The following is a 26,104-nucleotide window of genomic DNA, read 5'->3' as shown; positions in this document are numbered from 1 at the left end:
GGCCGGCGCGGGCCGGCCGTGGTGGTCAGCCCTGGCCGCCGCTGCCGCCCAGCGTGCGGCGCCGCAGGAGCCGGGTGATGTCCTTGGCGGTGACGATCCCGACGAGGTGGCCGCCGTCGACGACCAGGATGCGCGGGCCGGTGCGCAGCCCGATCCGGTCGATCGCCTCGCCGAGCTCCTCCTCCGGGGCGGCGACCGCGCACTGCGACAGCGGCACCGCCACCTCGCGCACCCGCAGCGTCTCCCGCTCGGCCGGCGGTACGGCCGCCAGCCGGCGCAGCTGGACGAGCCCGCTGGGGCGGCCCTCGAAGTCCAGCAGCGGCAGCGCGGAGTGGTGCGCGGGCACGGCCACCTCGTCGATGAACCGCTGGACGCTCAGCCAGTCGGCGCCGCTGGTCACCGGGGCCGTCATGGCGTCGGCGACCCGCAGGCCCCGCAGCTCGGTGTGGAGCGCGGCGCGGCGGTGTTCCGCACCGGCCACGACCATCACGAAGAGCCCGACGAAGACGATCCACAGGCCGCCCGGCGCCCCGCGCAGCACGGAGATCCAGCCGCCGGCCACCAGCAGGACGGCGAGCACCTGGCCGCTCCTGGAGGCCGCCAGGTCGGCCCGCTCGCGGTCCCCGGTCCGCCACCACAGGACGGCCTGGACGACCCGCCCGCCGTCGAGCGGTACGGCCGGCAGCAGGTTGAAGACGCCGAGGAAGAGGTTGGCCCAGCCGAGCCACATCAGCACCACCGCGGGCACCTCGGCCCAGCCGGTGAGCTGGGCCAGCCCGATGCCGGCGCCGAGCGCGACGCCGCCGACGAGCAGGCTGGTGAGCGGGCCGCTGACGGCGACCGCGAAGGCCGCGGCGGCGGTCTGCGGCCGGCCCATCCGGGTCATCCCGCCCAGCGCCCACAGCGTCACGTCCTCGACGGAGATCTGCTTCCGGCGGGCGGTCGCGGCATGGGCGGTCTCGTGCAGCAGCAGGCTGCCGGTGAGCAGCGCGGCACCGACGACCCCGGCGAGGGCGTAGACCGCCTCCGGCCGGCCCGGGGTCCAGGCGGGCAGGGCCTGCCGGCCGAGTCCGTAGGCGAACATCACCACCAGCAGGGGCACGCTCCAGTGCATCCGCAGCGGTACCCCGGCAACCTGTCCGACACGCACCGAGCCGTTCATCGCCGTCTCCCACGCCCATTGTCGCTCGCGGGCCGCGTTCTCCGCTGGACAGACGTCCTACGCTGGTCGTACGGCCGCGATCGCGGTCGCACCGTCCGTACCGGGCTCTGCCGGAGGTGCGCCATGGGGCACAGCCACCACTTCCACCTTGATCAGGGGGGCCACTCGATCACCGTGAACGTCGGTCCCGGCCGGGACGGGGAGGTGGAGCTCCTCGTCGACGGCAAGGTCGTCGCCTACCGCAAACACCACGCGCCGGGGATGAACGTGCTCAGCGGTGAGCTGCCCGACGAACCCGTCCACCCCTTCCGGGTCCTGCTGCGGCAGCCGCACCTGGTCCCGTCCGTGCCGCGCTGCACGCTGGAGCTGGACGGGGTCAAGCAGCCGATGCCGGAGCGGCTGGTGCTCTGAGCCGGGGTGCGGCCGCGGGCCGTCCCCGGGGCCGCGGCCGGCCCGATGCCGGGGGTGCGCCGTGGGGCGTTCCGGGGCGAGGTCCCGGGGACGGCCCGTCCTAACGGCAGCACCCCGGCCCGAGTTGTTGGGCCACCCGGCTGATTCTGGCCGACGAGCGTTTTACCTCCTGCGGGTTGAAGGGGGATGCGGACCGGCAGGCGCAGCACGATACGTCTGGCATCGGAACGATGAACAGGCGAGGGAGCATCGTGAGAAGACTTGCGCAGGCGGGCACCGTCATCGGAGCGTGCGGACTGGTGCTGCTCAGCACCAACACCGCCCAGGCCGTGACCATTCCGGGCGAATCACTGCTGTCGGCGGCGGTAGGGGCCGACCTCGGCACCATCACCGGCATGGTTTCGGGCGTGATGTGCAACAACCGCCTGGCCGATTTCCACTACAAGTCCCCCAGGATCAACTCGCCGTCGCCGCAGCCCTGCATCAACGGGCCGGTCCACAGCGGCAACAGCGTGCACAGCGGCAACTTCATCAACCACGGCAACCCGAACCACAGCGGCAACTTCGCGAACACCAACGGCTCGACCAACAGCTCCAACCTGGTCAGCGGCGCCCAGCAGGGCAGCGGCAACACCGTCCAGAAGATCCTCAAGCTGCATCCCTGACCCGTCCGCACCACACACAGCGGCCCCGCTTCCCGGTACGAACCGGGAAGCGGGGCCGCCGCGATTGGCCGTCAGATCCTGGTCGATCCGGGGCCGTTGTGCTGGATGTCGTTGCCGGTGTGGTTCTCGGCACCCGTCGTGCCACCACTGTCGACGTTGGTGTTGCCGTTGCTGTTGGTCGGGCTGCCGCTGTCGCTGTTGTTGCCGGACATATGGACGTTCTGCGAGTTCTTCGTATTACCGGAGTTGACCGGTCCGTTGACGCAGACCCGGGCCCGTGGCGAGCAGCGGATGATGGAGTGGAAGGAGGCCCAGACGTCGCTGTCGATCACGTTGCCGCCCGTTCCGAACCCCCCGTACCCGCCGTCCCAGGCCAGGGCGGGGCTGACCCCGCCGGCGGCCAGGAGCATGCCGCAAGCTCCTGCGATCACGATGCTGACGCGTGTTCTCTTCTTCACTGTGCGCTCCTGCACTTCGCGGTGGATGAACCCGCGGTCTTGCTACCGGGCGAGCCCGCCTGTACCAAGCCTGAGCAACGGCCCGTCCCTCTCATTCACCCTCTCCGACCACTGGATTCACCGTGACGGCCCTCGCTTTGCCGGCATCCCTGGTGGACCGCCGCACCCCGGCAAACCCGGCCGCGGTGGCCGCGCGCCGACCGGATCCGTCTCCCCGCCGCCGGGTAAACGGCCCGGCGAATGGCCTGCTGCACACCCTCGGCGCCGGGTTCGTCCGGCGTCCTGGTCGGCGTGGACGGCGAGGAGGAACTGACCGGTCCGGCAGTTCGGCGACGGCCACGTACGGGTGGCGGTGCGCCGAGGTCCCGGGAGGTCCGCTACGCCCGCAGGCGCAGCCGCTGGCCCGGGAAGATGTGGTCCGGGCCGTGCGGGAGCTTGTGCTTGTTGAGCTCGTAGAGGGCCTGGGTGCCGCCGGGGACCTGGTTCCGCTCGGCGATGACGGAGAGGCAGTCACCGGTGCGGACGACGTAGGTCGCGTGGTTGGGGTGGTGGTACGCCGCGGCGCGGACGGCGGGATGGGACCCGGGCGACGGGGCCGGTGGGGCCAACTGGTCGTCGTCGGCGGGCGGTTGCTGCTCCGGGTCCGTGGTCCGCGCGGTCTGCGGGGGCGGGGCGGAGGTCCGCGGGGCCGGCTGGTCCGGGGCGGCGGCCGGCGGGGCCTGCTGGCCCGGGGAGGAGGCCCTGGGGGACTGCTGGGTGTAGGCGCAGCGCGGCCAGGCGGAGAGGCCGCGGTCGCGGACGATGCGCCGGCCGACGGCGATCTGCTCGGAGCGGGTGGCCAGGTCGGCCCGCGGGGCGTAGCGCCTGCCGCCGTAGGCGCGCCAGGTGGCGGGGTCGATCTGCAGGCCGCCGTGGTAGCCGTTGCCGGTGTTGATGTGCCAGCGGCCGTTGCTCTCGCAGTCGGCGATCCGCTCCCAGTCGGGCACCGGCCCGGACGGCGCGGCCGCGGCGGCCCGGTGCGCGGCGAGGCCGACGACGGCAAGCACGGCGAGCAGCACGGACAGGAGGGTGTGGGCGGATCGCTTGGCGAGGGGCGACGGCATCACGGGATTCCTCCGCTGTGCTCCGGCGGCGCCGTGACGCGCTACTCGCCACGACCGGTGGGCACGCACCAAGTAACCCGGCAATATGGTTTTCGGCATGTCCGGGAGGTGCGACATGCGCGAGTTTCACCCGGGTGGTCCATTGCCCGTCCGCTTCCGGTGCCGTAGTGGTCCGTTACGGTGCCGTCGCCCACGCCCGCCCGCGTTATGGCCCGAATTCCGGCCAGTGGCGGAAATTCCCCGCCGACCGGATTCCCGGGCCGGATGTGGGAACGGGCATTCAGCTGACCGAATAGGCGAAGGAAGGGGCGAGCGGGAGCGGTTCCGGGGTCGCCACCGCGAACTCGTAGGAGGGGGAGAAGGTGAAGTTCCGTACCGAAACCGGAACGTCACAGCCGTAGGGGCCGGGCACGGTGACCGTGCCGTGGTCCGCCGGGAAGCCCGCCTCGATGCGCTCCGGAGCGCTGGACAGCCCCCCGCCGGCGGCCTGCATGGCGGCGTCCTTGCGGACCCAGAAGCGGGTGATCATCCGCTCCCGCTCGGTCTCCGGGAAACGGTCCGCGGCGCGCAGTTCCCGGGCGGTCAGCACTTCGCACGGGGTGTGCGGCGGCGGACTCCCGCGCCGCACCGACTCCACCGAGAAGCCCATCTGCCGGGCGTCCTCCCCGCAGGCCACGACCAGCAGGCCGCGCGTTCCGTACAGCTCCCAGTAGGAGGCCTCGGCCATCGCGGTGCTCACCCGGGCGGGGAGCCCGGACAGCAGCCAGCGGCGCGAGGCGTCGTCGAGGGTGGCCGCGGAATGGCCGTTGAGCCCCAGACAGCTGTCCGGGGACAGTGCACTGCCCGAGCCGCGGAGGGAGGAGGGCGAGCCGGCGGAGGAGGGGGCGGAGGGCAGGTACGACAGGGAGGGGGAGGGGACGAGAGCGGACGGGGACGACGGGGAGGGGCCGTCCTCGCCGATCGGGACGATGAATATGGGGACGGGGGCGAGGGGCGCCAGGCGGGGCCGGGCGGGGTGGTGCGGGCGGCCGGGGACGTCCTGGTCAAGGTATCCCGGACAGAGTTCGAGAAGAGCGGCGTTCGTTTCCACGTACTTTCCGTCCTCCACTGGTGAGCGGTGCCAAGACTGCCCTGGGTGAGTGGCAGCCCGTCAAGCAGTTGGAGTCTCCCCCTATTCCACCTACATCGATCGATACAGACAGCCCAAGGTTTGCAGATCCTCCGGATCCTTCGAGTCATCCCTCCTGCTGATGTCCGGCTACATACTTCGATGTACGGGAGACCGACCCAAATTCGGGCGCCAGGGCCAGGAGAACGGGCAACGCCCGGAAGTACTGTCCTCGTGTGTGGTTACGTCTTTTCAGAGGTACGAACGCGCGCCGGCCTCCCCTGCCGCTCCGTGACCTCAGACTGGCCGTGGGCTTCTTCGCCGCCTGTCTGATTCTCTACGTCCTGGGCGGCTCCCGGGTCATGGGCGACATCCCCGTCTGGCAGGCCGTCCTGCCGGTCGTGGTGCTGTGCACCGCGAGCGCCTTCCGCAGCACCCTGCCGACGGCCGCGGTCTCGGTCGGCACCGCCACCGTCCTCGTGGAAATGACGTCGAGCGGCGGCCTCGGCCCGGTCCTGGTCTACACCGACCTGCTCTACGCCGCGGCGCTGTACGGCGCGCCCTGGCTGTGCCGGGTGCTGCAGTTCGGGACGGTCGCGGTCACCATCGCCACCACCATCACCCTGATCGCCATCAGCGACCGTTCCGAGGGCGTGACCACCGGCGTCATCGTCGCCATGCTGCTCATCTCCCCGGTGTGGACCGGCATCCTGATACGCAACCACAAGGAGCGCGCCGACTCCGAGCGGGAGCGCGCCGCGCAGATCAACCGGCTCGCGGAACTGGACCGCAAGACCATCCTGCAGACCGAACGCACCCGGATGGCCCGCGAACTGCACGACCTGGTGGCCAACCACCTCAGCGCGATCGCCATCCACTCCAGTGCGGTGCTCTCCCTGACCGAGGCCCGGCGGGACCGGAACGGCGAAGCCGGATCCGCCGGGTCCGGGGAATCCGCCGGGTCCGGGGAGGACGACCCGGTACTGCGCGCCCTGGCCGTCATCCGGGAGAACAGCGTGCAGGGGCTGGCCGAAATGCGCCGCATGGTGGTGCTGCTCCGCTCCGACCGGGGCGTCGACGACGACTGGGACCGGCCGCAGCTCAACGCCCTGGGCGCCCTGGTCGAACAGGCCCGCCCGGCCGCCGACGCCGCCGCGCTGACCCTCCACACCGAGTTCCCCGAGACCTTCCCCGAGGTCTCGTCGGTGATCGAGGTGACCGCGTACCGCATCGTGCAGGAGGCGCTGACCAACGTCCTCAAGCACGCCTCGTCGGGCCGGGTGCGGATCCGCTGCGAGGCCGGCACCGAGCGGCTGACCATCTCGGTCGACAGCCCGCTGGCGCTGCCCGACGCCCGCACCCGGCAGCGCCCGGTGGCCGCGCTGACCACCGGCGCGGGCGCCGGGCTGACCGGGATGTCCGAGCGGGCCGCCCTGGTCGGCGGCATCTTCGACGCGGGGCCCGACCGCACCGCCCCGGGACGCTGGCGGGTGCGCGCGGTGCTCCCCCTGACCCAGAACACCTAACGAACCGGAACGGGGGCGACGACGAGAGGCCCAGCGGCCGAGAGGCGGACCAACGTGAACGAATCGGTGCAGGCATTACGGGCACGGCGAGCCATACGGGAGGACCTGGTGCAGGACACGGCGGCGGACGGGCGGACGGACCAGCCGGCGGAGCAATCGTCCGAACGGCCCCCGCACATCCGGGTCCTGGTGGCCGACGACCAGGCCGCCGTCCGGTCCGGCCTGGTCCTCGTGCTGCAGACCGATCCCGGCATCACCGTCGTCGGCGAGGCCGGCGACGGTGAGGCGGCGGTCCGCATGGCCGACGAGCTGCGCCCCGACGTGGTCCTGATGGACATCCAGATGCCCCTGCTCAACGGGGTCGCCGCGACCCGCCTGATCGTCGAACGGCAACTCGCCGAGGTCCTCGTCCTGACCACCTTCGACATCGACGAGTACATCTTCGGCGCCCTGCGCGCCGGCGCGGGCGGCTTCATCCTCAAGAACGCCGAGCCGACCGTCCTGGTCGGCGCCGTACGCGAGGTCGCCCACGGCGAGGGCTTCCTCACCCCGGCCATCGCCCGCCGCCTGATCACCGAGTTCGCCCACCGCCCCCCGTCGGCCCGCCCGACCCTGCCGCAGGGCACCACCCAGGCCCTCGACACCCTCACCAAACGCGAACGCGAAGTCCTCGCCTGCATCGCCCGCGGCCTCCCCAACAGCGCCATCGCCGCATCCCTCAACCTCGCCGAGGGCACGGTGAAGACCCACACCAGCCGCATCCTGTCGAAGCTGAACCTGCGCAGCCGGGTGCAGGCGGCGATCCTGGCGCAGCAGCAGGGGATCTAGCCGCGTACGCGGTCAGCCGTCCTCGCCGGGGTGGTCCTCGCCGCGGGCCAAGGGGGTCGTGGCCCAGCCGTGCTCCAGGAGGGCGAACAGGTCGCGGATGGCCTGGGCCGGGTCGGGGCTGGTGCGGGCGAGGGTGGGGGCCTCCAGGGCGAAGCGGGCCAGGCCGGTGATGGCGAGGTCGTCCGGGGGCAGCCCGGTGGCGTCGGCGAGCGTGGCGGCCAGCGCCTTCTCGTGGCGCGACCACATGCGCCGGGCGGCATCCCGCAGCGCGGGAGTGGATTCGACGAGGACGAAGACGGGGTCGTCGGCCCGCAGGGCCGTACGGGTCCGCACCAGGTGGTCACGCAGGGCGTGCAGAACGGGCTGACCAGGGGCCCGGTCGCGAACGGCGGCGACCAGGGCGCTCTCGACGTCCGCGTCCAGGTCGAAGACGAGGGCTTCCTTGCTGGGGAAGTGCTTGAAGAGCGTGCTCAGCGAGACGTCGGCCGCCTCCGCCACGTCGCGGACACCGACGTTGTCGTAGCCGCGTTCCGTGAACAGCCGCAGCGCGGCATCCGCCAGGGCCTGCCTGGTCTGGGCCTTCTTGCGCTCGCGGCGCCCTGTCGTCGTCTCGGCCATGCCCCCACCCTACCCCAGCTGAGGTGACTCGATCGGAAAGGAAGTCGGATAGGAAATCGAATCAGTTGTACTTTTGTAACCGCTGTGCTTCTGTGGTTGCTCCGCACCCTCTCGATCCGTGGAACGGAGCGTGACCCCCATGTCCACCACCCCTCGCATCGCGATCATCGGCGCCGGTCCCGGCGGCCTCGTCTGCGCGCGTGTCCTGCAGCAGCACGGCCTGCCGGTCACGGTCTTCGAGCGCGAGAGCGACCCCCGCTCCCGCTCGCAGGGCGGCACCCTCGACATCCACGAAGACACCGGCCAGGTCGCCCTGCGCGCAGCCGGACTCTTCGACCGGTTCCGCGCGCTGTCCCGGCCCGAAGGCCAGCAATGGCGCCTCTACGACCGTCACGCGGCCCTGATACGTCACGACCGGGCCGGCGAGGACGACCTGAGCAAGCCCGAGATCGACCGCGGCCAACTGCGCGCCCTCCTGCTGGACTCCCTCGCGCCCGGCACCGTCCGCTGGGGCCACGGTGCCGAGGCCGTCACCCCGCTGCCCGACGGCACCGTCCGGCTGCACCACCACGACCGCACCGTCGAGGACTTCGACCTGGTCATCGGCGCCGACGGCGCCTGGTCCCGGGTGCGCCCCGCGCTCTCCGACGCCCAACCGTCCTACGCCGGGGTCACGATGGTGGAGATCCACTTCGACGACGTCGACCGCCGGCACCCCGGCATCGCCCGCCTGGTCGGCAGCGGCACCATGTCGGCCAAGGCGGGCCGCCGCAGCCTGGTGCTGCAGCGCAACAGCAACGGACACGTCCGCGGCTACGTCACCTTCCGCGGGCCCCAGGACTGGCACGCCGGCCTCGACCTCGCCGACACCGAAGCCGTACGCGCCCGCCTCCTCGCCCAGTACCAGGGCTGGGACGAGAGCCTGCTGGCCATCCTGCGCGACAACGAGGGCGCCTTCATCAACCGCCCGATGTTCGTGCTCCCGGTTCCGCACACGTGGCAGCGCGTCCCCGGCATCACCCTGCTCGGCGACGCCGCCCACCTGATGCCGCCGGTCGGCGTCGGTGCCAACCTCGCCCTGCTCGACGGCGCCGAACTCGCCCAGGCCGTCATCGACCACCCCACCGTCGACCAGGCCCTCGACGCCTACGAGAGCGTCATGCTGCCGCGCGCCGCCGACCACGCGAAGACCGCCCAGCAGATGCTCACCAGCCTCATGCCGGACACCGACTCCGACGCCGCCATCTTCCCCGACACCCAGTGGCCGGCCACGCCCGCACGGTAAGCGGATCACGGGTACCCCCACCGGCCTCGACTTCCCCCCAACGGGAGGGGACGGGCCGGAGGGGCCGGTTGTGGGGACGTAAAGCGTCAGCAGTCCCCACAACCGGCCCCGGAGGCCCGTCCCCGCACCCAACAACCACCCAGCCCGCCGCAGGCGCAACGGCGAACAACACCCGCGGCGCCGCAGACGGGTACGTGGGAGGCGCCGCAAAGCGCAACGGCGAGCAACCCCCACGGCGGGAAAGCCAACTACGTGGGGGGATCAAGCCGCGCCAGCAAGCTCCGCGCAACCCCATCGTTCTGCCGGAAGAAGATCGCGTCCGTCCCCGGGCGGGGGAACTGGGCCGGGCCGGCGATGACGCGGTCGTGGTGGGTGGTGCCGTGGGCGTCGACCGGGTGCAGGTCGGGGCCGGACAGCCGGAGTTCGCCGGTCGGGGTGCCGTCCTCCGTGTGGGCCTCGGTGAGTTCACCGCGGGAGAGGAGGGCACGGAGCAGCGGGTCCGCGAAGCGGTCGGGGGCGGGGGCCGACAACCGGGCGTCGAGGAGGACGGCGGCGTCGTGGGCGACGCCGGGCACCGCGGGGCTGGTGGCGCGGAAGACCGGGCCGGTGCCGTCCGTGGCCGGCGTCGTGATCTCCACGCGCATCTCGGGGCCCACGAACACCACCACTCCGGCCTCGGCCAGGGCGAGCAGTTGCTCGGCGCGCAGGGGCGGGGGGCCGGAACTCAGGTACGTGCCGAGGGAGAAGCGGGCGAGCGCGTCCGTCAGCTGGTCACCGGCCAGGTCGCCGGAGCGCCACAGGTCCTCGATGACCGCGCCGGTGCGCTGGAGGCCGTCCACCAGCGCGGTGGTGACAGCCCGGGCCGGGCCGGTGCGGCGGTGGTGGACCTCGGCGAGGTGCGCGCGCAGCCAGCGCTGGAGGCCGTCGGCGTCGGCGAAGCGGCGGCCGGCGAGCGGGGCGGACAGGCGGTCGAGGTCGAGGCGGTCGGCGGGGTCCGGAACGGCCTCCCGGGCGAGCTTGGCGAGGCGGTCCGCGTCGGTGAGCAGGAGCGCGTACTGGGCGTCGAAGTCGTCCCACGTCATACGGGCGCGGGCGGGCTGTTCGGCGAAGAGCGCGCGGTAGTGGCACCAGCCCAACTCGGCCAGGACCAGCGGCCAGACGTCGCGGCCGAAGGTGGCGCCGGGGCGGGACAACCGGGCCCGGCAGGCGTCGGCGGTGGCGAAGCGCGGGGCGGCGGGCCGGGACGGTACGGCGGCGCGGGCCGGCTTGGGCGGGAGGGGGACACCGCGGCGGGAGCCCGCGTACAGGCGGGGCTCGCGACCGGAGGGCAGGTAGCGGAGCCGGCCGTCCGGGGTGCGGTCGAAGCGGCCGCCGCGGCCTTCCGTCAGCAGGGCGAGGCAGTCGATGAAGACCAGGCCGAGGCCGCGGACGACGACCGGCGCGCCGGGCGGGACGGCGTCCAGGGCGGCGGGGTCGGCGGGGCCCGGCCCGATGCGGGTCAGGCCGGCCGGTGCGGGCTCGGTACGCACATCCGGATGCCCTTGCGCCAGCACCACCCGGTCGGCGAGGAAGGGCGGTTCGGCGGAGTCGAGGACCACCTGTTGGCGGGTGCCCGGTGCCGCGCCGTCCACGGACGTCCGGCGCAGGTCGATCGCGCGCGCCCGGTGGACGTACAGGCGGACCGAGGAGGGCCGCCCGGCGGTCACCGTCTCGAAGAAGTGGCGCAGGTAGCGGCCCTGGTCGCGGCGCGCGGCGTAGGCACCGTCGTGCAGCGGGCCGGTCAGCCACTCGGCGGTGGTGGGGCCGGGGCGCGGCGGCCCGGCGCAGGAGACGCTCGGGTCGGGGTAGAGGGTGACCTGCTCGGCGGCGGAGTTCATCCACAGCAGGCCGGGCTGGTCGGTGCGCCAGGTGCGGCCGGCGCCCGGCGGGTACGGGTCGACGAGGTGCAGGTCCAGGGGCCGGTCGCCGTACAGGGCGGGGACGTTGGCGAGGATCCGCTCGACGAGGGAGGTGCCGCGGGGGCCGCAGCCGATGATGCAGAGGGAGCGGGCCGCCGGCTCGGTACGGTCGTTCAACTCGGCTCACCCCCCGAGGAGTTGGGCTACGCGGAAAAAGGGAACCCGGTGGCCCCGCGCCGGGAGCACGGGACCACCGGGTACCGGGTCAGCAGCCGGTGCTGACGGTGGAGCCGAGCGCCTGGGCGTCACGCTCGCCCGGCACCTCCAGACCCTGAAGATCCATGATGCTCATTTACGACACCTCCCTTCCGTTGTCCGTTCCGGATGCGTAGAGTGCGTAGGACGACACCGAACTCGGTGTCAGCAGCCGCCGCTGAGGGTGGAGCCGAGCGCCTGAGCGTCACGCTCGCCCGGCACCTCCAGACCCTGAAGATCCATGACCGACATGTGAACCTCCCTCCGGGGGGTGAGCAGGAACGGTGGACAGCGCTACTGACGTGCCAGGTGCCGTTGCGGGACACCTGCATCCGACGGGCCGTGCAATGACGGTGCACGGCCCTTCGGCGTCATTCAGCAGCCGGTGCTGACGGTGGAGCCGAGCGCCTGGGCGTCACGCTCGCCCGGCACCTCCAGACCCTGAAGATCCATGATGGTCATTTACGACACCTCCCTTCCGTTGTCCGCAGTGCCCGCCGGCCCGGTCGGGACGGTGGGGGTCGCGGTGCCGTGGGCACCACGGGCGCGCTCCGGGACGGCCGGTTGACCGGCCGCGGCGGACCGCGGGTCAGGGAGGAACGGCAGCAGCGGGGTGCCCCGTTCGGCGGCGGAGAGTGCCAGCAGTACGCCGGCCCCGCCGGTGGCCACGTCCATGGAGATCCGGGCCCGGCCGTCACAGGGGAAGACCGTTGCGCCGTTCAGCGTCATGGCGTGCTGGTGGAGGTTGGTCAGATGGCGGCGCAGATACCGCTCGGCGGTCTCCGGTGGCCAGGGGGCCTGCGCGCGCAGGGTGGCGAGGGTGCCGATGAGACCGGCGCGGCCGCCCCACAGGCCCGACTCGATGACGAAGTCGGAGGAGCAGGCCCGGAGCAGGCCCGGCAGCGCCTCGCGGAGGCGGGCGTCGTCGCGGTGGCGGAGGAGTTCGGCCGCCACGAGGGCGATGCCCGCGCTGCCGTTGTCGAGGTAGGGCAGCAGCCGGAAGCCCTCGTCGACCTGGAGGGTGTCCTGCGGCCCGGGGCTGCAGCGGTCGAGGTCGCGGTGGACGGCGCGGACCGCCTCGTCGAGCAGGGCGGGGTCGCCGGTCGCGCGGTGGGCGCGGAGCAGGAAGAGCGCGGGGCCCGACCAGCCGTACATCAGGCCGCCGGCGTGGGTGGAGCCGCGCCGGCGGGTGCGCTCGACGGGTTCGGTGCGGGCCGTGGCGAGCCGCGCGGTGACGCGGTCGGCCAGGTCGAGGGCCTGCTGCCGCAGGGCGCCGTCGTCCAGTGCGTCGGCGAAGTGCAGGAGGTTCAGGCCGACGCCGGACAGGCCGCGGTAGAGGCTGGGGCAGTGGCGTACCGGGAGCCGGTCGGCGGCCCGGTCGAGGGCCCGCAGGGCTCCTTCGCGGTCGCCCAACTCCTCAAGGACGTAGGCGATTCCGTGCAGGCCGTCGTAGAAGCCGATGCGTTCGGCGGTGACCCGGTCGACGGCGGCGCGCAGCCAGGCCGCGCCCTCCTCGTCGCGTTCCCCTAGGGCGGTGTGGCGGGCCCACAGGACGCCGGCGGCGCCGTGTCCGAAGCCCGCGCCGCCCTCGGCGAACTGCGCGAAGTCGCCGGGGTGGAGCCGGTCGGTGCGGTGCGGGGTGGCGCTGTCGCGCAGGCCGCGGTCGATCGAGGCCAGGATGTCGGAGGGTGGGAACGCCTCCGGCACGCTGCGCAGCGGCGACGTGGTGTTGTCGTTCGGGGCGAGCTGGGGGGCGAGCCGGGACACCAGGTGGCCGGGGAGGCCGAACCGGCGGGTCGCGGTGTCGAGCAGGGCCGACGCCTTGTCGGGGGCCAGGCCGCCGAGCGCGGCGAGCGGCAGGAACAACCACAGGGCGATCGCGGCCAGTGCGTAGTGGTCGCCGTCCGCGCCGGTGGCGTCGGCCCGGTGGAAGCCGGGGGCGCCGAGGCTGCTGGGGGTGGCCAGGTCGATCGCGTCGGCCACCTCGAAGTCCAGGAGGACGGGGACGTCGCCGGGCTGGATGATGAAGTTGCCCGGGTGCAGGTCGCCGATGCGCACCCCGCGGTCGTGCACCGAGGCGATCAGTTCCTCGATCCGGCCGAACAGGGCGAGGGCGCGGTCCCGGTGGGCGGCCACCGCCGCCTCGTCGGTTTCGGGGACGGTCAGCGGGTAGAGCCCGGCGAGCCAGGACTGGAAGTCCTGCCCCTCGATGTCCTCCAGGACCAGGAAGAGGTGTTCGCCGGCCTGGAAGGTGCCGAAGGTGCGGGGGATCCCGGGCAGTCCGGCCAGCTTGGTCAGGATCCGGTGCTCGTGGGCGAGCCGGGCGACCGCGTCCCGGCCGACGCCGTCGGTGCCGGAGTACGGCCGGCCCTCCTTGAGGACGACGCTGTGCTGTCCGGCGCCGAGGGCCTGTTCGCCGGCCGGTTCGGCGCGGTAGACGCCGCCGCCGTGCGAGAAGTGCAGCGCGCCGGTGATCCGGTACGGGAAGTCGTCCACGGCCTGCCGGGCGGCCAGCGAGTCCTTGAGGACGTCGGGGACGGTGACCCAGTCGGGGGTGTGGAAGACCGGGGTGCGGCGGTCCGGTTCGGGCGTCCCGTCGGGGCGCCGGAAGGCCGGGACCAGCTCGCCGTCGGCGTCCTCCATGTAGTGGGTGCGGAATCCGCCGTAGCGGACGTAGAGCGGGCCCTGACGGAAGCGCAGGTCGGTCAGGACGTACGGGCCGGGGCGGCCGCCGACGATCGCGTCCAGTCCTTCGAGGGTGCGGGCCAGTTCGGCCTCGTCCGCGGGGTAGACGGTCAGCAGCTTGCCGGCGGAGGAGCGCTGGGCGTACTTGCGGCTCAGGGCGCGCTGGACGTTGGCGCTCTTGAGGTACTTGAAGGCGATGCCGTGCCGGGCGCAGTAGCCGGCGACGTCGGCGAGGGTGCGGGGGGCGTCGTCGGGGGACGCGCTGACATGGATCTTCCAGCCCTGGTCGGGGAGCCGGTCCTCGGGCGGGCGGCAGATGGTCCAGGCCTCGTTGTCCTCGCGGGTCCAGCCGTCGGGCAGCGGCGGGGCGGGGAAGCGGGTGGCCTCCAGGTCCCAGTTGCCGGGCCAGTCGAAGAAGGTGCGGTCGGCCAGGGCGAAGCTCTCGGCGCCGTCTCTCATGCGGCACCTCGCTCGGCCGGGACGATCTTTCCGGGGGCGGTGACGTCCGGTTCCAGGTAGGGCGTGAGCGCGGTCCGGTCGGCCGTGGCGAGGTGCTCGGCGAGCACCGCCCTGGCCTGCACCTTGTCGTCCTCGGACACGAAGTCCTCCAGCCCGACGGCCAGTACGCGGTTGTCCTCGCTGGGCTTGAGCGAGGCGTAGTGCTCGTCGCGCAGCAGGCCCCACACGATCGCGTCGTGGTACTCGCCGTCGAGGTAACAGTGGTCCCGCAGGATGCCCTCGACCACGAACGGGGTCTTGGTCATCAGCCGGATGATGCCCTTGTTGTAGCCGGCGGTGGTGACCTGCACCCGGTGGGCGTCGAGCTGGTGGAAGAGGTAGTCGACGAGGAGGACGACGGCCTCCGCGCCGTAGCCGCGGCGCCACAGTTCGGGCGAGCCGATCGCGCCGCCGACGGTGTAGCCGCCGATCCGGCCCGACCGCTGGTAGCTGACGGTGCCGATGCGGGTGCCGTCCTTGGTGCGGATCACCAGGTGGTGGACCCGGCCGGAGCGGTTGGCCTGCTCGACCTCGGCGGCGCCCAGCAGCTCCCAGTCACCGCTGAGCACGGCCGCGGGCGAGCCGGGGCGCAGCCAGGAGGCGATCGCGGCCCAGTCGTCGTCGCCGGGCCATTCCAAGGTCACCAGTCGTCCCTGCATGGTGCGTGTCCCTCCTCTGTGGTCTCGTGTGTCAGCGGGTGCGGCTCTCGGGCCGCGTGCGGGTCATGTGCGGTAGCGCGTCAGGACGAGGACGGCGTTGTGGCCGCCGAAGCCGAACGAATTGCTCAGCACCGCGTCGCCGTCCCAGTCGCGGGCGCCCTTCACGACCAGGTCGAGGTCGTCGTCCTCGGGGTGGTCGCAGTTGCGGATCGGCGGGATCCTGCGGTCCCGCAGCGAGAGCACCGCGGCGGCGGCCTCGGCGGCCCCGGACGCGCCGAGCATGTGCCCGGTCATGCTCTTGACCGCGGTGACCGGTGTGCGGCGCAGCTGGTCGGGGCCGAGCACCTCGCGCAGCGCGGCCGCCTCGATGCGGTCGTTGAGGACGGTGCCGGTGCCGTGGGCGCTGACCTGCCCGACGTCACCGGGGGTCAGACCCGCGTCGGCGAGCGCCCCGCGCATCGCGCGGACGGCGCCGGCACCGGTCGGGTCGGGGGCGGTGGCGTGGTGGGCGTCGGTGGTGGCGGCGTAACCGGCGACCTCGGCGAGGATCGTCGCGCCGCGGCGTTCCGCGTGGCCGGCCTCCTCCAGGGTCAGGACGGTGGCGCCGACGGCCATCACGAAGCCGTCGCGGTCCCGGTCGAAGGGCCGGCTGGCGCCTTCGGGGTCGTCGTTGCGGCGGGACAGCGCCCGGGCGTTGGCGGTGCCGGCCAGATCGGCGGCGGTGAGGGAGTCGTCCGTGCCGCCGGCCAGGACCACGTCGGCCCGGCCGTGGCGGATCAGTTCGGCCGCCTCGCCGAGGGCCACCGCGCCGGTCGCGCAGGCCGCGGAGACCGCGCAACTCGGGCCGCTGATGCCGTACTTGATGGACAGCAGGCCGGCCGGGTGGTCGATGGCGGTGAGCACCGAGTGGTACGGGGAGACCCGCCGCGCGCCCTGGTTCTTGAGCACGTCGTACTGCTGCTGGATGGCGTGGGCGGCGCCGTAGCCGGAGCCGATCACCGCGGCGAAGCGGTACGGGTCGACGTCGGCCCTGGGTTCGAGGCCGGCGGCCCGCATCGCCTGGCCGGCGGCGACCACCGCGTACTGCGTGAAGAGGTCGGTGCGCCGGACCTCCTGCGGGGTGAGGAAGCCGGAGCCGGCCGGGTCGAAACCGGTGAGGTCGCCGCCGATGCGGACCGGGAGGCCGGAGGTGTCGAAGCGGGTGAGCGCGGTGACGCCGCTGCGGCCGGCGAGGAGGGCGGTCCAGAAGTCTTCGGTGGTGTTTCCCACGGGGGACACCACGCCGCAGCCGGTGACGACGACGCGCCGCCGATCCGTGCGTAACTCCATGAAACGCCTCCTGATTTCCTGCCCCGTTGTCACGCTCGGGGCGTCCTCATGACCAGAAACATGACAGCTGAGTCATCGGCTTGTCAACAGGTTGCGGGAGAAGTGGTCAGTCGAGGTTTCCTGTCACTCCGGGGCATCAGGCCTCGCACCAGCGGAAACGCTCTCAAGACGATGACTGACAGAGTCAGGAAAATTGACTATGGCGACGGTTCGAGGAGGCGAGGAGGGGGCCCGGGCGCGGTGGGCGAGCTCCGGGGGCGCACGCCCCACAGCCCCCTGGTAGGGCCCGGCGTACATAGAAAGTGACAGTCCGCGGGCCGGAAAGTGCCTACCTGCGGACGATCCGGAGGCCGGGCCGCGACGGGACGCTGGTGACTACCACCGCCCCGCGCCGGCCGGCCGGGGCGCCATCACCGGGACCATCACCGGGACGAGGAGACAAGGGAACCGATGAAGGGTATTGCGGTAGGCATTGTTCTGGCGGTCGTCGGGCTGGTCCTGTGGCTGACCACAAAGGAAGTCGAGACGCCGATCGTCTCCCTGCACAAGGCGGGGCTCATCCTGGCGATCGTGGGCGGCGCGGAGGCACTGTTCGCGCTCCTCGGATTGGGAAAGAAAGCTAATAAATGAATGCGTCAATTACGCGCAATAACGACATAAGGGCATAGCACCCCAGGGCCCATTGCGCCGCCGCGGCGTCTTTCCGTCCCGGCGGTCGCCCGCCCGCTTTTGCGACCGGTCGCACCGCAAATCCCGTTCACCGGCCACGTATATGCGGACCGCGGCCTTGATTTTGTGCTCAACCACCATGGATGCCGATGCGGCCGTCCGCCGGCTTTTCCGGCCGCCGGCCGCGCATCTGCCATTGCCGCGTTTGCTTTCGCGTTCGCCGGGCGGCCTCGGCAGGCCCGCCGGCGCGCTCGCCGGACGTCTTCGACCGGCGGCTCACGCGCGCGTCGGAACGGCTTCAGGAGCCGCATCATGAGCCGCTTCATGAGTCGCTTCGGAGCCGCCTCGGAGCGGCTTCAGGGCCATCCCGGAGCGGCTTCAGCGCCGCCCGAGGGCTGCTTCAGAGCTGCTCTTGCGGCTGCCTGGCCGGGCTTTCGGCGAGCCGCACGAGCCGCTCACGGGCCCGCTCGGCGTGCCGATACGCCTGGGCCCGCCGGAACAGGTCGGCGGACTGCCGGTAGTGTCCGGCCGCCCGCTCACGGTCCCCCACCCGCTCGCACGCCGCCGCGATCTCCTGGAGCGCGGCGGCCTTCTCATGGCTGCGGCCGGTCTCGGGCAGCGCGGCCAGCTCCTCGCCCAGGGCGGCCAGCCGGTCCCGGTCGCCGGAGGCCTCCGCACAGACCGCGTCCGCGGTGGTGAGCCAGAGCGGGAATTCCGGTTCCTGCGCCACCGAGGCGACCACCAGCCCGCGTTCGACGATGCTGCGCGCCGCCGCCGAATCGCCGCGGTGCAGCAACAGCAGGGCGTACTGGCCGTTGACCTTCTCCCACAAGGGGAACCCGGCGGCCGGGGTGACCCGGCGCGCGCACTCGCCCAGCAGCTCGGCGGCGCGCTCCCACTCGCCGCGGTCCCGCAGCGCGAGCGCCCGGTGCAGATCGATGGTGGCGCGCGGCCCGGGAAGGACGCCGTCGGCCGGCGGGCGGGGGTGCTCGGGCTCGGGGGCCCAGTCCGGGCAGCCGCTCCAGTAGGCGCAGCGGGTGAGCACGTCGAGGACGAGCAGCAGGTGGAAGCCGGTGCCGGGGCCGGTGGCCGGGCCGGTGCCGGGGCCCTGGGCCACGCGGCGGTCGGTGCATTCGAGGTAGCCGGTGAGGGCGTAGCGCAGCCCGTCCTGCACCCGGCCGGCCGATTCCAGCAGGTCGGCGAGGGCGATCAGGGCACGCAGCCGGGCCTCGGCGTACGGCGCGGGGGCGAGCGCGTCCAGCATCCGCAGCAGGACGTCGGCGCCCTCGTCGGCGCGACCGAGCGAGCCCAGTATTTCGGCAATGGCGAGCTGCGCCTCGGTAAATACGTCGTCCTGCCTGCCGGCCGGCTCCATCGAGGCCAGTGCGCGGAATTCTGAGAGCGCTCCCTCGGCGTCGCCGCCCTCCCATTGCCGGCGGGCCGCGACCAATCGTCCGACCAGGTCCAGCCGGCGGGCCAGGCCCGGACTTTCGGCCGGCTGGGGGCTGCTGGAGATTTCGTCCACGCCGACGCCGAGGCGGGCCGCGAGGATCTTGAGCGCCCGGCCACTGGGAATGCGCTTCCCGCGCTCGACCAGCGAGATGTAGCTGGACGACATATCGGACCCGGCAAGGTCGTGCTGCGTCATTCCCGCGCTGACCCGAAGCTCTTTGATTCGCCGCCCGGTGTCCGCCAGCTCAGGCATTCGCCAAACCCTCCGGATTTCGAACAGTGGATGACTCCGGCCGGTCGGATCAAAACGCCGAGTCACAATGAGTGCTGGGTACTTTACCAAGCAGTCAAGAAGAAGTCGACCGATATTCGGATTCCTTCACCGGTCTTCACCGGTGGTCACCGAGATCATTTCCCGGGTGACTACCGGAGCGGAAAACCGGCCGCCGAGTACACCAATGCCGGGGAAGTCCGCCGCCCCGTCAATCCCCCGGAACCGTCACGCGCGGCCGGCCCCTCCCCCGGCGGACCCCGTCCGCCACGTCCCGTGGCCCCGCCCGCCGCCTACGCCCCGCCCACCGCCTACGCCGCGACCGCCTCGTACGCCGAACTGTGTGCCCGGGGCCGCGGGTCAACCTTTCGATGTACTACCCCGCGCCGATGTCCACGCCCGGTCCGACGTGGTGCGATGAGCACGCACACGCCCCACCACCGCCGGACCCCGCGGAGGCACCCTCCATGACCCAGCCCCAACGTCCCGACCTCACCAAGGATGTGGCGCCCGCATCCGCCTCCCCCGGCCTCTCCGGATCCGCCCGCTCGGTGCTGGCGTCGGACGCCGAGCGGGAGGCCATGGTCGAGCGGCTCAGGGAGGCCACCGCGGAAGGCCGGTTAACCCTCGAGGAGCTCGCCGAGCGCTCCGAGGCGGCGTATCTGGCCCGGACGCGCGAGGAGTTGGCGTCCGTGGGCGAGGACCTCCCCCATGTCACGGCCCCCGCCACCGCCGGCTCCGGCCAGCGTTCCTTCCGCGCCCTCTTCGGTGACCTCGTCCACCACAGCCCCGCGCTGGACCACGGCATCGAGGCCACCGCGGTCCTCGGTGACCTCACCCTCGACCTGTGCTCCTCCCCCGCACCGCCGACCGGTGAGCTCACCATCGAGGCCAAGGCGCTCGTCGGCGATGTGCATCTGCTGCTCCCCGAGGGCGTCCGGGTGGAGATGAACTGCAGCAAGGTCTTCGGCGACCTCCGCGATCTGACCCGGGCGCACTCCGGCCCCGAGTCCGTCACCCCGCTCATCCGCGTGACCGGCTCCGCCGTCTTCGGCGACATCATCGTCGCCCACCCCAGCAGCGACCGCCGCTCGTACTGGCAGAAGTGGCTGGACGAACGCCGCGGCCGGGCCTGACCGGAGGAGCAGCCGTGACGACCCTTCAGGCCGCGCCCCGCCCCGAGGCGCCCGCCCCCCTCCGCGACGAGGGCCGGATCGGGCTGCGGGCCACGGCCCGGCACACCGGCGCGCTGGTCCGCCGCAACCTCCTCCGGATCCGGCAGAACCCGGAGTCGATGATCGACGCGCTGCTGATGCCGATCGTGCTGACGCTGCTGTTCGTCTACGTCTTCGGCGGGGTGATCGGCCGCGGCGGCAGCCGCGCCCAGTACACCGCCTTCCTGGTGCCGGGCCTGATGGTCATCCTCGGCATGACCATCGCCATGGCCGTCGGCACCGGCGTCAACGACGACTTCCGCACGGGCGTGATGGACCGCTTCCGCACGATGCCGATCGCCCGCTCCTCGATCCTCGTGGCCAAGGTCGTGGTGGAGACGGGCCGGATGCTGGTCGCCATCACGGTCCTGCTGATCGTCGCCGCCCTGCTCGGCTTCGACTTCTCCGGCCGCTGGCCCGGTATAGCCGCGGCCATCGGCCTGACCACGCTCTTCGGCACGTCGCTGATCTGGATCTTCATGCTCCTCGGGCTGACCCTGCGCACCGCGCAGGCCATCCAGGGGCTCTCGGTGATCGTGCTGACCCCGCTGCAGTTCGCCTCCTCGATCTTCGTCTCGCCCACGACGATGCCGGACTGGCTGGCCGCCTTCACCCGGATCAACCCCCTGACCCACATGGCCGACGCGGCCCGTGGACTCACTCTGGGGGAGGGCCCGGTGGCCGGCCCGGTGCTCTGGACGGTGGTGTGGTCGGTGGGCCTGACCGCGCTCACCGCCCCGCTGGCCGTCGCCAAGTTCCGCCGCAAGACCATGAACTGACACCGATCCGTACGCAAGGGAGCGCATCCCCGTCACGCCTTCGGCGTGGCTCCCCGTACGAAGAAGACGTGGACCGGCCCCGCCCCCGGCCACCCCCGAGCCGGGGAAGGGGCCGGCCCACGCACGCCCCGACGCACGCGGGGGCCGTGCCGCCGACGGCGGCACGGCCCCCCATGGGCCGGGTCCCGGCTACTCCTCCTCCGCCCGCTCCGGGAAGTCGCCCGCCGCGCCCGTCATCCCCGGTGGGGTGTCCGCCAGCGCCACCGCCACCTCGACGACGGACGTGGTGCCGGCGGCGACCTCGCGCCAGGCCGCGGCCAGCGCGTCGGACAGCCGGTCGGGATCCGTCACCCGGCGGTGGCCCAGGCCGTACGCGCCGGTCAGACCGTCGGTGCCGGTGGGCCGGGGGCGGGTGAAGGCGAAGCGGGAGCCCGGGCCGGAGACCCGGTCGAGGTTGGACTGCAGCCAGCCGTAGCCGCCGTTGTCCAGGACGACGTAGAGGACGGCCGCGCCGGCGTCCGCGACCGTCGGCAACTCGGCGCGGAAGAGGTGGAAGGCGCCGTCGCCCACCACCGCGACCACGGGCCGCCCGGCCGGCTCGGCCAGCCGTACGCCGACCGCGGCCGCCGCGCCGAAGCCCAGCGGCGTCTGCTCGCTGGGGACGACGGAACCGCCGCCGGCACCGAGCGCGTAGTGCGGGAAGAAGTACGACCACATGTCCTGCAGGCCGTTCTCCTGGACGAGGACCCGGCCGGCGGGGACGGCCCGCTCCAGGTCGGCCAGCACCCGGGCGACCGGGACGGTGCCGTCCGGCGCCCGTTTCCCGGCCTCCTCGGCCCGGTCCGCGGCGCGCTGCGCCAGCGCGGCCCGTACGGAGCGGACCCGCTCGGCCCAGGTCCCGTCCGGCCGGTGCCCGTCGAGCAGCCCGGCCCAGCCGTCCACGGTCGCCGCCACGTCCGCCAGGACGTACGCCCCCGGACGGTCCAGGACCAGGCTCTCCTCGCCCAGGACGGCCTGGACGACGGGGAGTTGGTCCGCACCCTCCGGCCAGCCGAAGGTGGCCGTCTCCTCCAGGCGGCTGCCCAGCGCGACGACCAGGTCCGCCTCGCGCCACAGGGCGTCCACCGGCCCGACGGTGTAGAGGCCGCTGACGCCGCAGTGCAGCGGGTGGTCCTCGGCGACGGTGCCGCGGCCGGAGGCGGTGGTGAAGATCCCGGCGCCCAGCCGCTCGGCGAACCGCTCGATCCGGCGGTCCGCGTTGCGGTGCCGGGCACCCCCGCCGACCAGCAGCAACGGCCGTTGTGCGGCGGTGATCCGGGCCGCGGTCGCGGCCAGCGCGGCGGGGTCGGGGGCCGGCCGCTGGGGCACGGCCGGGCGCCAGGGCCCGGTACGGGGGACGGGTTCGCCGGCGATCTGCTCGGCGAGTTCGACGTAGACCGGTCCGGGCGTGCCGTTGACGGCGAGCGCGGCGGCCTTCTCCAGGGCGGCCGGCAGCCGCTCGGCGTGGTCGACGCGGACCGCCCACTTCACGTACGGGCGGACCGCGGCCAGCTGGTCCAGCTCCTGGAAGGCGCCGGTGCCGACCCGGTCCAGCCGGGTGCCGTCGGCGATCAGGATCAGCGGTACCGCGGCGGAGCGCGCCTCCAGCAGGCCGGTGAGCGCGTTGGTCACCGCCGGGCCCTTGCCGATCACGCAGACCCCGGGGCGGCCGGAGGCCAGCGCGTAACCGGTCGCCATGAAGACGGCGTTGCGCTGGTCGCGGCAGAGCACCACGTGGACGTCGGAGTCCTCCAGCGCGCCGAGCGGCGCCATGTCGTCACCGGGCAGCCCGAAGACCGCGGTGGTGCCCAGGTGGTGGAGGTGGTCGGCGATCGCCGCCCAGGCGGACGGGTGGGCCGCGGGGTGCCGGCTCATCGGCCGCCTCCCGGACGGTGGGCGGCGACGGCCTTGGAGATCAGCACGGGCTCGGCGCGCAACTCCCGGCCGTCGGATATGTAGTTGGCCATCCGGCCGTAGCCGCCGAAGGGGGCGTTGCCGTCGTCGATGGACAGCAGGGTGGTGTCCAGGGTGACGGTGGTGCGCCGGCGGAGCGCCTCGACGAGGGCGGGGGCGTGGCCGTAGACGCTGGAGCCCAGGGCGCGTTCGGTGAAGGTGCCGGTGGTGAGGGTCGCGGCGAGCGCTTCCTCGTCGCGGTAGGAGGCGACGTTGAAGATCGGGGCGAAGAACTCCGGCACGTGGGTGCGCGGGGTGACCTCGTCGCCGACGACGACGGCGGGGTCGAGGCGGCGGGCCCGGAAGTCGACGTGCCCGCCGTGCACGATGCCGCCGCGGTTGCGGGCGAGGAACTGCGCGCCGTCCTCCAGCGCGCTCTCGTAGAAGATCGGCCCGAAGTCGGCGTCCGGGTCGGTGTACGGCCCGTAGCGCAGCCCCTTCAACTCGCTGACCAGGGCGTCCACGAACGGGTCGAGCAGCGAGGCGTGGACGGTGAAGAGGTCCGGGCCCAGGCAGTCCTGGCCGGTGTTGAGGACGCGGATGGCGAGGGCGTCGCGGGCGGCCCGTTCGACGTCGGCGCCGGGGGCGACCACGAACGGGTTGACGCCGGAGCCGAGGAAGAGGAACAGCTGGCCGGGGGTGAGCCGGGCGCGGATCTGCTCGGCGTTGGCGTAGGCGCCGGTGAAGACGACGACGTCCGCCGGGCTGACGTGGTCCTGGAGGAACTCGCGCTGGCTGGCGGTGGTGAGGGTGATGGGCAGGCGGTGCTGCTCGGCGAGCAGCGCGTGCAGCCGGCGCATCTGGTCCTTGACGCGGCTGGAGGGGCGGAAGACCAGCCGCTCCGTGTAGAGGGCGGGGACCAGGAGGTAGAGGGCGTAGGAGTAGAGGATGACGTTCGACGGCATGAAGGCGGCCAGCCGGGGGACGCGGCCGGGCCGGTGGGTGGCCACCTCGTCCAGGGCCCCGTCGAGGGTGGCGACGGTGGACTCGATCTCGTAGCGCGCGGCGCGGTGGGTGGAGATCTCGCACAGCAGCGCGTGCACGGTGTCGGCGTTGTCCACCAGAAAGTCCCGGACCCGGTGCACGGCCGCCGCGCGTCGGCCGTCGACACGGTCCTCCGGCTCGGCGGCCACGGTCGGCCATGCGGGAGCGGAGCTCATATGTCCCTCCTCGGGGCGTAGTCCATGGAGGGTCAGCGTCAGCCAATTGTCATTTATTGTCAAGTAAAGTCATTACACTCGACCGGCCGTTGTGACAAGTACCTCTCGCCGCGTCCCGTCCGCAACCCCCGCCACGGACCTGCCGATCCCCGCCCTACCGGCCCGAACACGCCTCCGAACTGTCGCGATGCCCGTCGCACGAGCAAGAGGAATACCGACCTCCGTAAGTGACAAAAAATGACTCCTCGCCGGAACGAAGGTCGTCCACAGAGGCCCCCGAGCGGGCGTCCGGTGAGTAGACTCCCCGTCATCACGTTCGGCCGTCCGGCGCCGTCCGTACACCGTCACTGTCCGTCCGCCCAACTCAACTGCGAGCGATTCCTTGGTGATTGAGCAGCCTGCTTTCGGGAAGCGAGTGCGGGAGGTCCGCCGCGCGCAGGGCCTGTCCCAGGGGGACCTCGCCGGGGGCGATCTCTCGCCCAGTTACGTCTCGCTGGTCGAGAACGGCCGCCGGATCCCGAGCGCCAAGATCGCCCGGTCGATCGCCGAACGGCTCGGCACGACCGTCGAGGCACTGAGCGCCACCGAGGAGCCCGGCGCCCGGCTGACCCAGCGCCTCGGCCTGGTCGGCCAGTTGGTGGCGGCCCGCGCCAGCCAGCTGGCCGGCGACTGGGCCGCGGCGCGGCGCCAGCTGGAGGCCGTGGTGGAGCAGGCCGGCGGCGCCGACCAGGACGAGGTGCGCTGGGAGGCCCACTGGGAGCTGGCCACCGTCCTCGGGCGGCTGGACGATCCGGCCCGCCATGAGGCCGCGCTGCGCCGACTGCTCGACGACCCGCTCACCCGCACCGCGCCGGTACTGCACGCCCGCGTCGCCATCGAACTCGCCCAGCTGCTGCGCACCGAGGGCCGCCTGCCCGAGGGCGTCCGCTTCGCCGAGGAGGCCGTACGGGTCACCGCCGAGCTGGAGCCCGGCCGCCCGGAGCGGGCCCAGGCCCGGATGGCGCTGCTGTCCGCGTCCGTCGACAGCGGCGAGTGGAGCCGCGCCCAGCAGCTCGGCACGGAGCTGCGCGCCGAGGCCGCCCCTCTCCCGGCCGGCGAACTGCGGGCCGGCGCCCTGTGGGCGGTGGCCGGTGCGCAGTATCTGGCCGGCCACCCGGACGAGGCCCTGGAGCTCCTCGCCGAGGCCGAGGACCTGCTCGCGACGACCGACGGCGTACGGCTCCGCCTCCGGCTGGCCCGGGCCCGTACGCTGCTGGCGCTCGCGGCGGGCCCGGCGGACGAGGCGGACGCCCTGCTCACCCGCGCCCGGCAGGCCACCGCGCTGGTCGGCACCCCCTCGGCCCGGACCTGGCTGGCGGTCCTGGAGACCGCCGCGGCACTGCGCCGCGACGACGGGCCGGCGGCCGCCGACCACGCCGCGGGGATCGACCTCACGGCCGGTGACCTCTCCCCGCTCGACCGCGCCCGCTGCCTGCTCCACCTGGCCCGCGCGCACCGCGCAGGCGGCCACGAGGACGCCGCCGAGGCCGACTTCAAACTGGCCGCCGAGGGCTACGAACAGGCCGGCGCCTTCCGCCTCGCCCTGGAAACCTGGCGCGAACTCACGGCCGGCGCCCGCCGCACGGAGGGCGGGGACCCGCACGCGGTCCTCATGCCGTAGTTCCGCTTTGCGGCGCCTCCCACGTACCTGGCTTTCCCGCCGCGGGTCGTCTCGCCGTTGCGCGCTTTGCGGCGCCCCGCACGTAGCCGTCTGTCCCGCCGCGGGGCTTGTTCGCCGTTGCGCCTGGCGGCGGGCGTTTGTGTTTTGGGTGCGGTGCCGGCCCTCCAGACTCCGTCCTCCGGTCCAGCCCCTCCCGTGAGTGGGAGGTGAGAGCTGGTTGGGGGCGTGCGTTGTCTGTTGACCGCACGCGTGTGGGCATTACCTGCACCCCCACCATCGTTTTCTTTCCCTCTCACGGGAGGGGACGGGCCGGAGGGGCCGGTTGTGTGGACGTAAAGCGTCAGCAGTCCACACAACCGGCCCCGGAGGCCCGTCACCGCACCCAACAACCACCTGGCCCGCCGCAGGCGCAACGGCGA

23 protein-coding genes are annotated in these 26,104 nt (G+C 73.1%); 9 read left to right on the top strand and 14 right to left on the bottom strand.

The genetic code is table 11. The annotated features are described in order from the left end of the window. Positions 1-25 precede the first annotated feature (25 nt). Positions 26-1,162 carry a site-2 protease family protein gene (locus V2J85_RS34025; protein ID WP_261956839.1) on the bottom strand — a complete coding sequence of 379 codons (1,137 nt, stop codon included), beginning with the start codon at positions 1,160-1,162 and terminating at the stop codon, positions 26-28. Positions 1,163-1,285: 123 nt separating this feature from the next. On the opposite strand from V2J85_RS34025, the gene V2J85_RS34020 reads away from it, so the two are divergent. Both V2J85_RS34020 and V2J85_RS34015 read left to right on the top strand, forming a co-directional pair. Then, positions 1,286-1,573: a hypothetical protein gene (locus tag V2J85_RS34020; protein WP_261956838.1), complete on the top strand. Its 288-nt coding sequence runs from the start codon at positions 1,286-1,288 to the stop codon at positions 1,571-1,573. A gap of 251 nt (positions 1,574-1,824) precedes the next feature. After that, positions 1,825-2,238 carry a hypothetical protein gene (locus V2J85_RS34015; RefSeq protein WP_261956837.1) on the top strand — a complete coding sequence of 138 codons (414 nt, stop codon included), beginning with the start codon at positions 1,825-1,827 and terminating at the stop codon, positions 2,236-2,238. Between the two features lie 71 nt (positions 2,239-2,309). On the opposite strand, the gene V2J85_RS34010 is transcribed toward V2J85_RS34015, so the two are convergent. The 3 genes from V2J85_RS34010 to V2J85_RS34000 form a co-directional block, all read right to left on the bottom strand. Continuing rightward, entirely contained in the window at positions 2,310-2,696 is a 387-nt protein-coding gene (locus V2J85_RS34010; protein ID WP_261956836.1) for a hypothetical protein, read from the bottom strand. A 377-nt stretch (positions 2,697-3,073) separates the two neighbouring features. After that, positions 3,074-3,799, bottom strand: a complete 726-nt coding sequence (locus V2J85_RS34005; RefSeq protein ID WP_330823715.1) for a transglycosylase family protein — start codon at positions 3,797-3,799, stop codon at positions 3,074-3,076. 280 nt (positions 3,800-4,079) lie between these two features. Then, positions 4,080-4,889 (bottom strand): 4'-phosphopantetheinyl transferase family protein, encoded by an 810-nt coding sequence (locus tag V2J85_RS34000; protein ID WP_261956834.1) that lies wholly within the window; start codon positions 4,887-4,889, stop codon positions 4,080-4,082. A 326-nt stretch (positions 4,890-5,215) separates the two neighbouring features. Here V2J85_RS34000 and V2J85_RS33995 point away from each other — a divergent pair, with 326 nt between their 5' ends. After that, on the top strand, positions 5,216-6,433 hold the full coding sequence (locus tag V2J85_RS33995; protein ID WP_330823714.1) for a sensor histidine kinase: 1,218 nt from the start codon (positions 5,216-5,218) through the stop codon (positions 6,431-6,433). A gap of 177 nt (positions 6,434-6,610) precedes the next feature. Beyond that, entirely contained in the window at positions 6,611-7,261 is a 651-nt protein-coding gene (locus V2J85_RS33990; RefSeq protein ID WP_261957539.1) for a response regulator, read from the top strand. Between the two features lie 12 nt (positions 7,262-7,273). On the opposite strand, the gene V2J85_RS33985 is transcribed toward V2J85_RS33990, so the two are convergent. Continuing rightward, complete coding sequence (locus tag V2J85_RS33985; RefSeq protein ID WP_330823713.1) at positions 7,274-7,879, bottom strand: TetR/AcrR family transcriptional regulator; 606 nt, start codon at positions 7,877-7,879, stop codon at positions 7,274-7,276. 139 nt (positions 7,880-8,018) lie between these two features. Here V2J85_RS33985 and V2J85_RS33980 point away from each other — a divergent pair, with 139 nt between their 5' ends. Continuing rightward, positions 8,019-9,164: an FAD-dependent oxidoreductase gene (locus tag V2J85_RS33980; protein ID WP_330823712.1), complete on the top strand. Its 1,146-nt coding sequence runs from the start codon at positions 8,019-8,021 to the stop codon at positions 9,162-9,164. Between the two features lie 248 nt (positions 9,165-9,412). Here the strand turns inward: V2J85_RS33980 and V2J85_RS33975 are convergent, their stop codons facing one another. From V2J85_RS33975 to V2J85_RS33960, 6 genes are all read right to left on the bottom strand, one after another. Continuing rightward, on the bottom strand, positions 9,413-11,239 hold the full coding sequence (locus V2J85_RS33975) for an FAD/NAD(P)-binding protein (RefSeq protein ID WP_330823711.1): 1,827 nt from the start codon (positions 11,237-11,239) through the stop codon (positions 9,413-9,415). An 88-nt stretch (positions 11,240-11,327) separates the two neighbouring features. Next, entirely contained in the window at positions 11,328-11,405 is a 78-nt protein-coding gene (locus tag V2J85_RS41495; protein WP_410011375.1) for a class III lanthipeptide, read from the bottom strand. A 287-nt stretch (positions 11,406-11,692) separates the two neighbouring features. Beyond that, entirely contained in the window at positions 11,693-11,770 is a 78-nt protein-coding gene (locus V2J85_RS41490) for a class III lanthipeptide (RefSeq protein ID WP_410011375.1), read from the bottom strand. 9 nt (positions 11,771-11,779) lie between these two features. Beyond that, positions 11,780-14,461, bottom strand: coding sequence for a class III lanthionine synthetase LanKC (gene lanKC / locus V2J85_RS33970; protein ID WP_330823710.1), 2,682 nt, complete (start codon positions 14,459-14,461; stop codon positions 11,780-11,782). Beyond that, a complete protein-coding gene (locus tag V2J85_RS33965) occupies positions 14,458-15,159 on the bottom strand; it encodes a GNAT family N-acetyltransferase (RefSeq protein ID WP_330823709.1) in 702 nt (233 codons plus the stop codon). Before V2J85_RS33965 ends, lanKC begins: the two co-directional genes overlap by 4 nt. Positions 15,160-15,222: 63 nt before the next feature. Further along, positions 15,223-16,488 (bottom strand): beta-ketoacyl-[acyl-carrier-protein] synthase family protein, encoded by a 1,266-nt coding sequence (locus tag V2J85_RS33960; RefSeq protein WP_261956827.1) that lies wholly within the window; start codon positions 16,486-16,488, stop codon positions 15,223-15,225. A gap of 450 nt (positions 16,489-16,938) precedes the next feature. Between V2J85_RS33960 and V2J85_RS33955 the strand changes: the two genes are divergently transcribed. Continuing rightward, a complete protein-coding gene (locus V2J85_RS33955) occupies positions 16,939-17,118 on the top strand; it encodes a DUF5708 family protein (RefSeq protein WP_330823708.1) in 180 nt (59 codons plus the stop codon). A 439-nt stretch (positions 17,119-17,557) separates the two neighbouring features. Here the strand turns inward: V2J85_RS33955 and V2J85_RS33950 are convergent, their stop codons facing one another. Further along, positions 17,558-18,862 (bottom strand): helix-turn-helix domain-containing protein, encoded by a 1,305-nt coding sequence (locus V2J85_RS33950; protein ID WP_330823707.1) that lies wholly within the window; start codon positions 18,860-18,862, stop codon positions 17,558-17,560. 485 nt (positions 18,863-19,347) lie between these two features. Here V2J85_RS33950 and V2J85_RS33945 point away from each other — a divergent pair, with 485 nt between their 5' ends. Together V2J85_RS33945 and V2J85_RS33940 are read left to right on the top strand one after the other, a co-directional pair. Then, positions 19,348-20,016, top strand: coding sequence for a DUF1707 SHOCT-like domain-containing protein (locus V2J85_RS33945; RefSeq protein WP_261956824.1), 669 nt, complete (start codon positions 19,348-19,350; stop codon positions 20,014-20,016). Positions 20,017-20,030: 14 nt separating this feature from the next. Beyond that, positions 20,031-20,873 carry an ABC transporter permease gene (locus V2J85_RS33940; RefSeq protein ID WP_261956823.1) on the top strand — a complete coding sequence of 281 codons (843 nt, stop codon included), beginning with the start codon at positions 20,031-20,033 and terminating at the stop codon, positions 20,871-20,873. 189 nt (positions 20,874-21,062) lie between these two features. On the opposite strand, the gene V2J85_RS33935 is transcribed toward V2J85_RS33940, so the two are convergent. Beyond that, positions 21,063-22,787 carry a thiamine pyrophosphate-binding protein gene (locus V2J85_RS33935; protein ID WP_330823706.1) on the bottom strand — a complete coding sequence of 575 codons (1,725 nt, stop codon included), beginning with the start codon at positions 22,785-22,787 and terminating at the stop codon, positions 21,063-21,065. After that, positions 22,784-24,025, bottom strand: coding sequence for an aldehyde dehydrogenase family protein (locus V2J85_RS33930; protein WP_261956821.1), 1,242 nt, complete (start codon positions 24,023-24,025; stop codon positions 22,784-22,786). The genes V2J85_RS33935 and V2J85_RS33930 overlap by 4 nt, the downstream gene beginning before the upstream one ends. A gap of 415 nt (positions 24,026-24,440) precedes the next feature. On the opposite strand from V2J85_RS33930, the gene V2J85_RS33925 reads away from it, so the two are divergent. Beyond that, entirely contained in the window at positions 24,441-25,685 is a 1,245-nt protein-coding gene (locus tag V2J85_RS33925) for a helix-turn-helix transcriptional regulator (RefSeq protein WP_261956820.1), read from the top strand. Positions 25,686-26,104: the final 419 nt, after the last annotated feature.

It is taken from the genome of Streptomyces bugieae, from assembly GCF_036352915.1.
GTDB lineage: Bacteria > Actinomycetota > Actinomycetes > Streptomycetales > Streptomycetaceae > Streptomyces > Streptomyces endophytica.
This window is presented reverse-complemented; position numbering and strand designations above follow the sequence as displayed.

What these genes read in the sequence shown, in the direction of transcription:
- lanKC (WP_330823710.1), bottom strand. Translation starts at nt 14,461, where the DNA reads ATGAGAGACGGCGCCGAGAGCTTCGCCCTGGCCGACCGCACCTTCTTC.
- V2J85_RS33985 (WP_330823713.1), bottom strand. Translation starts at nt 7,879, where the DNA reads ATGGCCGAGACGACGACAGGGCGCCGCGAGCGCAAGAAGGCCCAGACC.
- V2J85_RS33960 (WP_261956827.1), bottom strand. Translation starts at nt 16,488, where the DNA reads ATGGAGTTACGCACGGATCGGCGGCGCGTCGTCGTCACCGGCTGCGGC.
- V2J85_RS33945 (WP_261956824.1), top strand. Translation starts at nt 19,348, where the DNA reads ATGACCCAGCCCCAACGTCCCGACCTCACCAAGGATGTGGCGCCCGCA.
- V2J85_RS41490 (WP_410011375.1), bottom strand. Translation starts at nt 11,770, where the DNA reads ATGGATCTTCAGGGTCTGGAGGTGCCGGGCGAGCGTGACGCCCAGGCG.
- V2J85_RS33930 (WP_261956821.1), bottom strand. Translation starts at nt 24,025, where the DNA reads ATGAGCTCCGCTCCCGCATGGCCGACCGTGGCCGCCGAGCCGGAGGAC.
- V2J85_RS34005 (WP_330823715.1), bottom strand. Translation starts at nt 3,799, where the DNA reads ATGCCGTCGCCCCTCGCCAAGCGATCCGCCCACACCCTCCTGTCCGTG.
- V2J85_RS34025 (WP_261956839.1), bottom strand. Translation starts at nt 1,162, where the DNA reads ATGAACGGCTCGGTGCGTGTCGGACAGGTTGCCGGGGTACCGCTGCGG.
- V2J85_RS34020 (WP_261956838.1), top strand. Translation starts at nt 1,286, where the DNA reads ATGGGGCACAGCCACCACTTCCACCTTGATCAGGGGGGCCACTCGATC.
- V2J85_RS41495 (WP_410011375.1), bottom strand. Translation starts at nt 11,405, where the DNA reads ATGGATCTTCAGGGTCTGGAGGTGCCGGGCGAGCGTGACGCCCAGGCG.
- V2J85_RS33950 (WP_330823707.1), bottom strand. Translation starts at nt 18,862, where the DNA reads ATGCCTGAGCTGGCGGACACCGGGCGGCGAATCAAAGAGCTTCGGGTC.
- V2J85_RS33955 (WP_330823708.1), top strand. Translation starts at nt 16,939, where the DNA reads ATGAAGGGTATTGCGGTAGGCATTGTTCTGGCGGTCGTCGGGCTGGTC.
- V2J85_RS33965 (WP_330823709.1), bottom strand. Translation starts at nt 15,159, where the DNA reads ATGCAGGGACGACTGGTGACCTTGGAATGGCCCGGCGACGACGACTGG.
- V2J85_RS33935 (WP_330823706.1), bottom strand. Translation starts at nt 22,787, where the DNA reads ATGAGCCGGCACCCCGCGGCCCACCCGTCCGCCTGGGCGGCGATCGCC.
- V2J85_RS33980 (WP_330823712.1), top strand. Translation starts at nt 8,019, where the DNA reads ATGTCCACCACCCCTCGCATCGCGATCATCGGCGCCGGTCCCGGCGGC.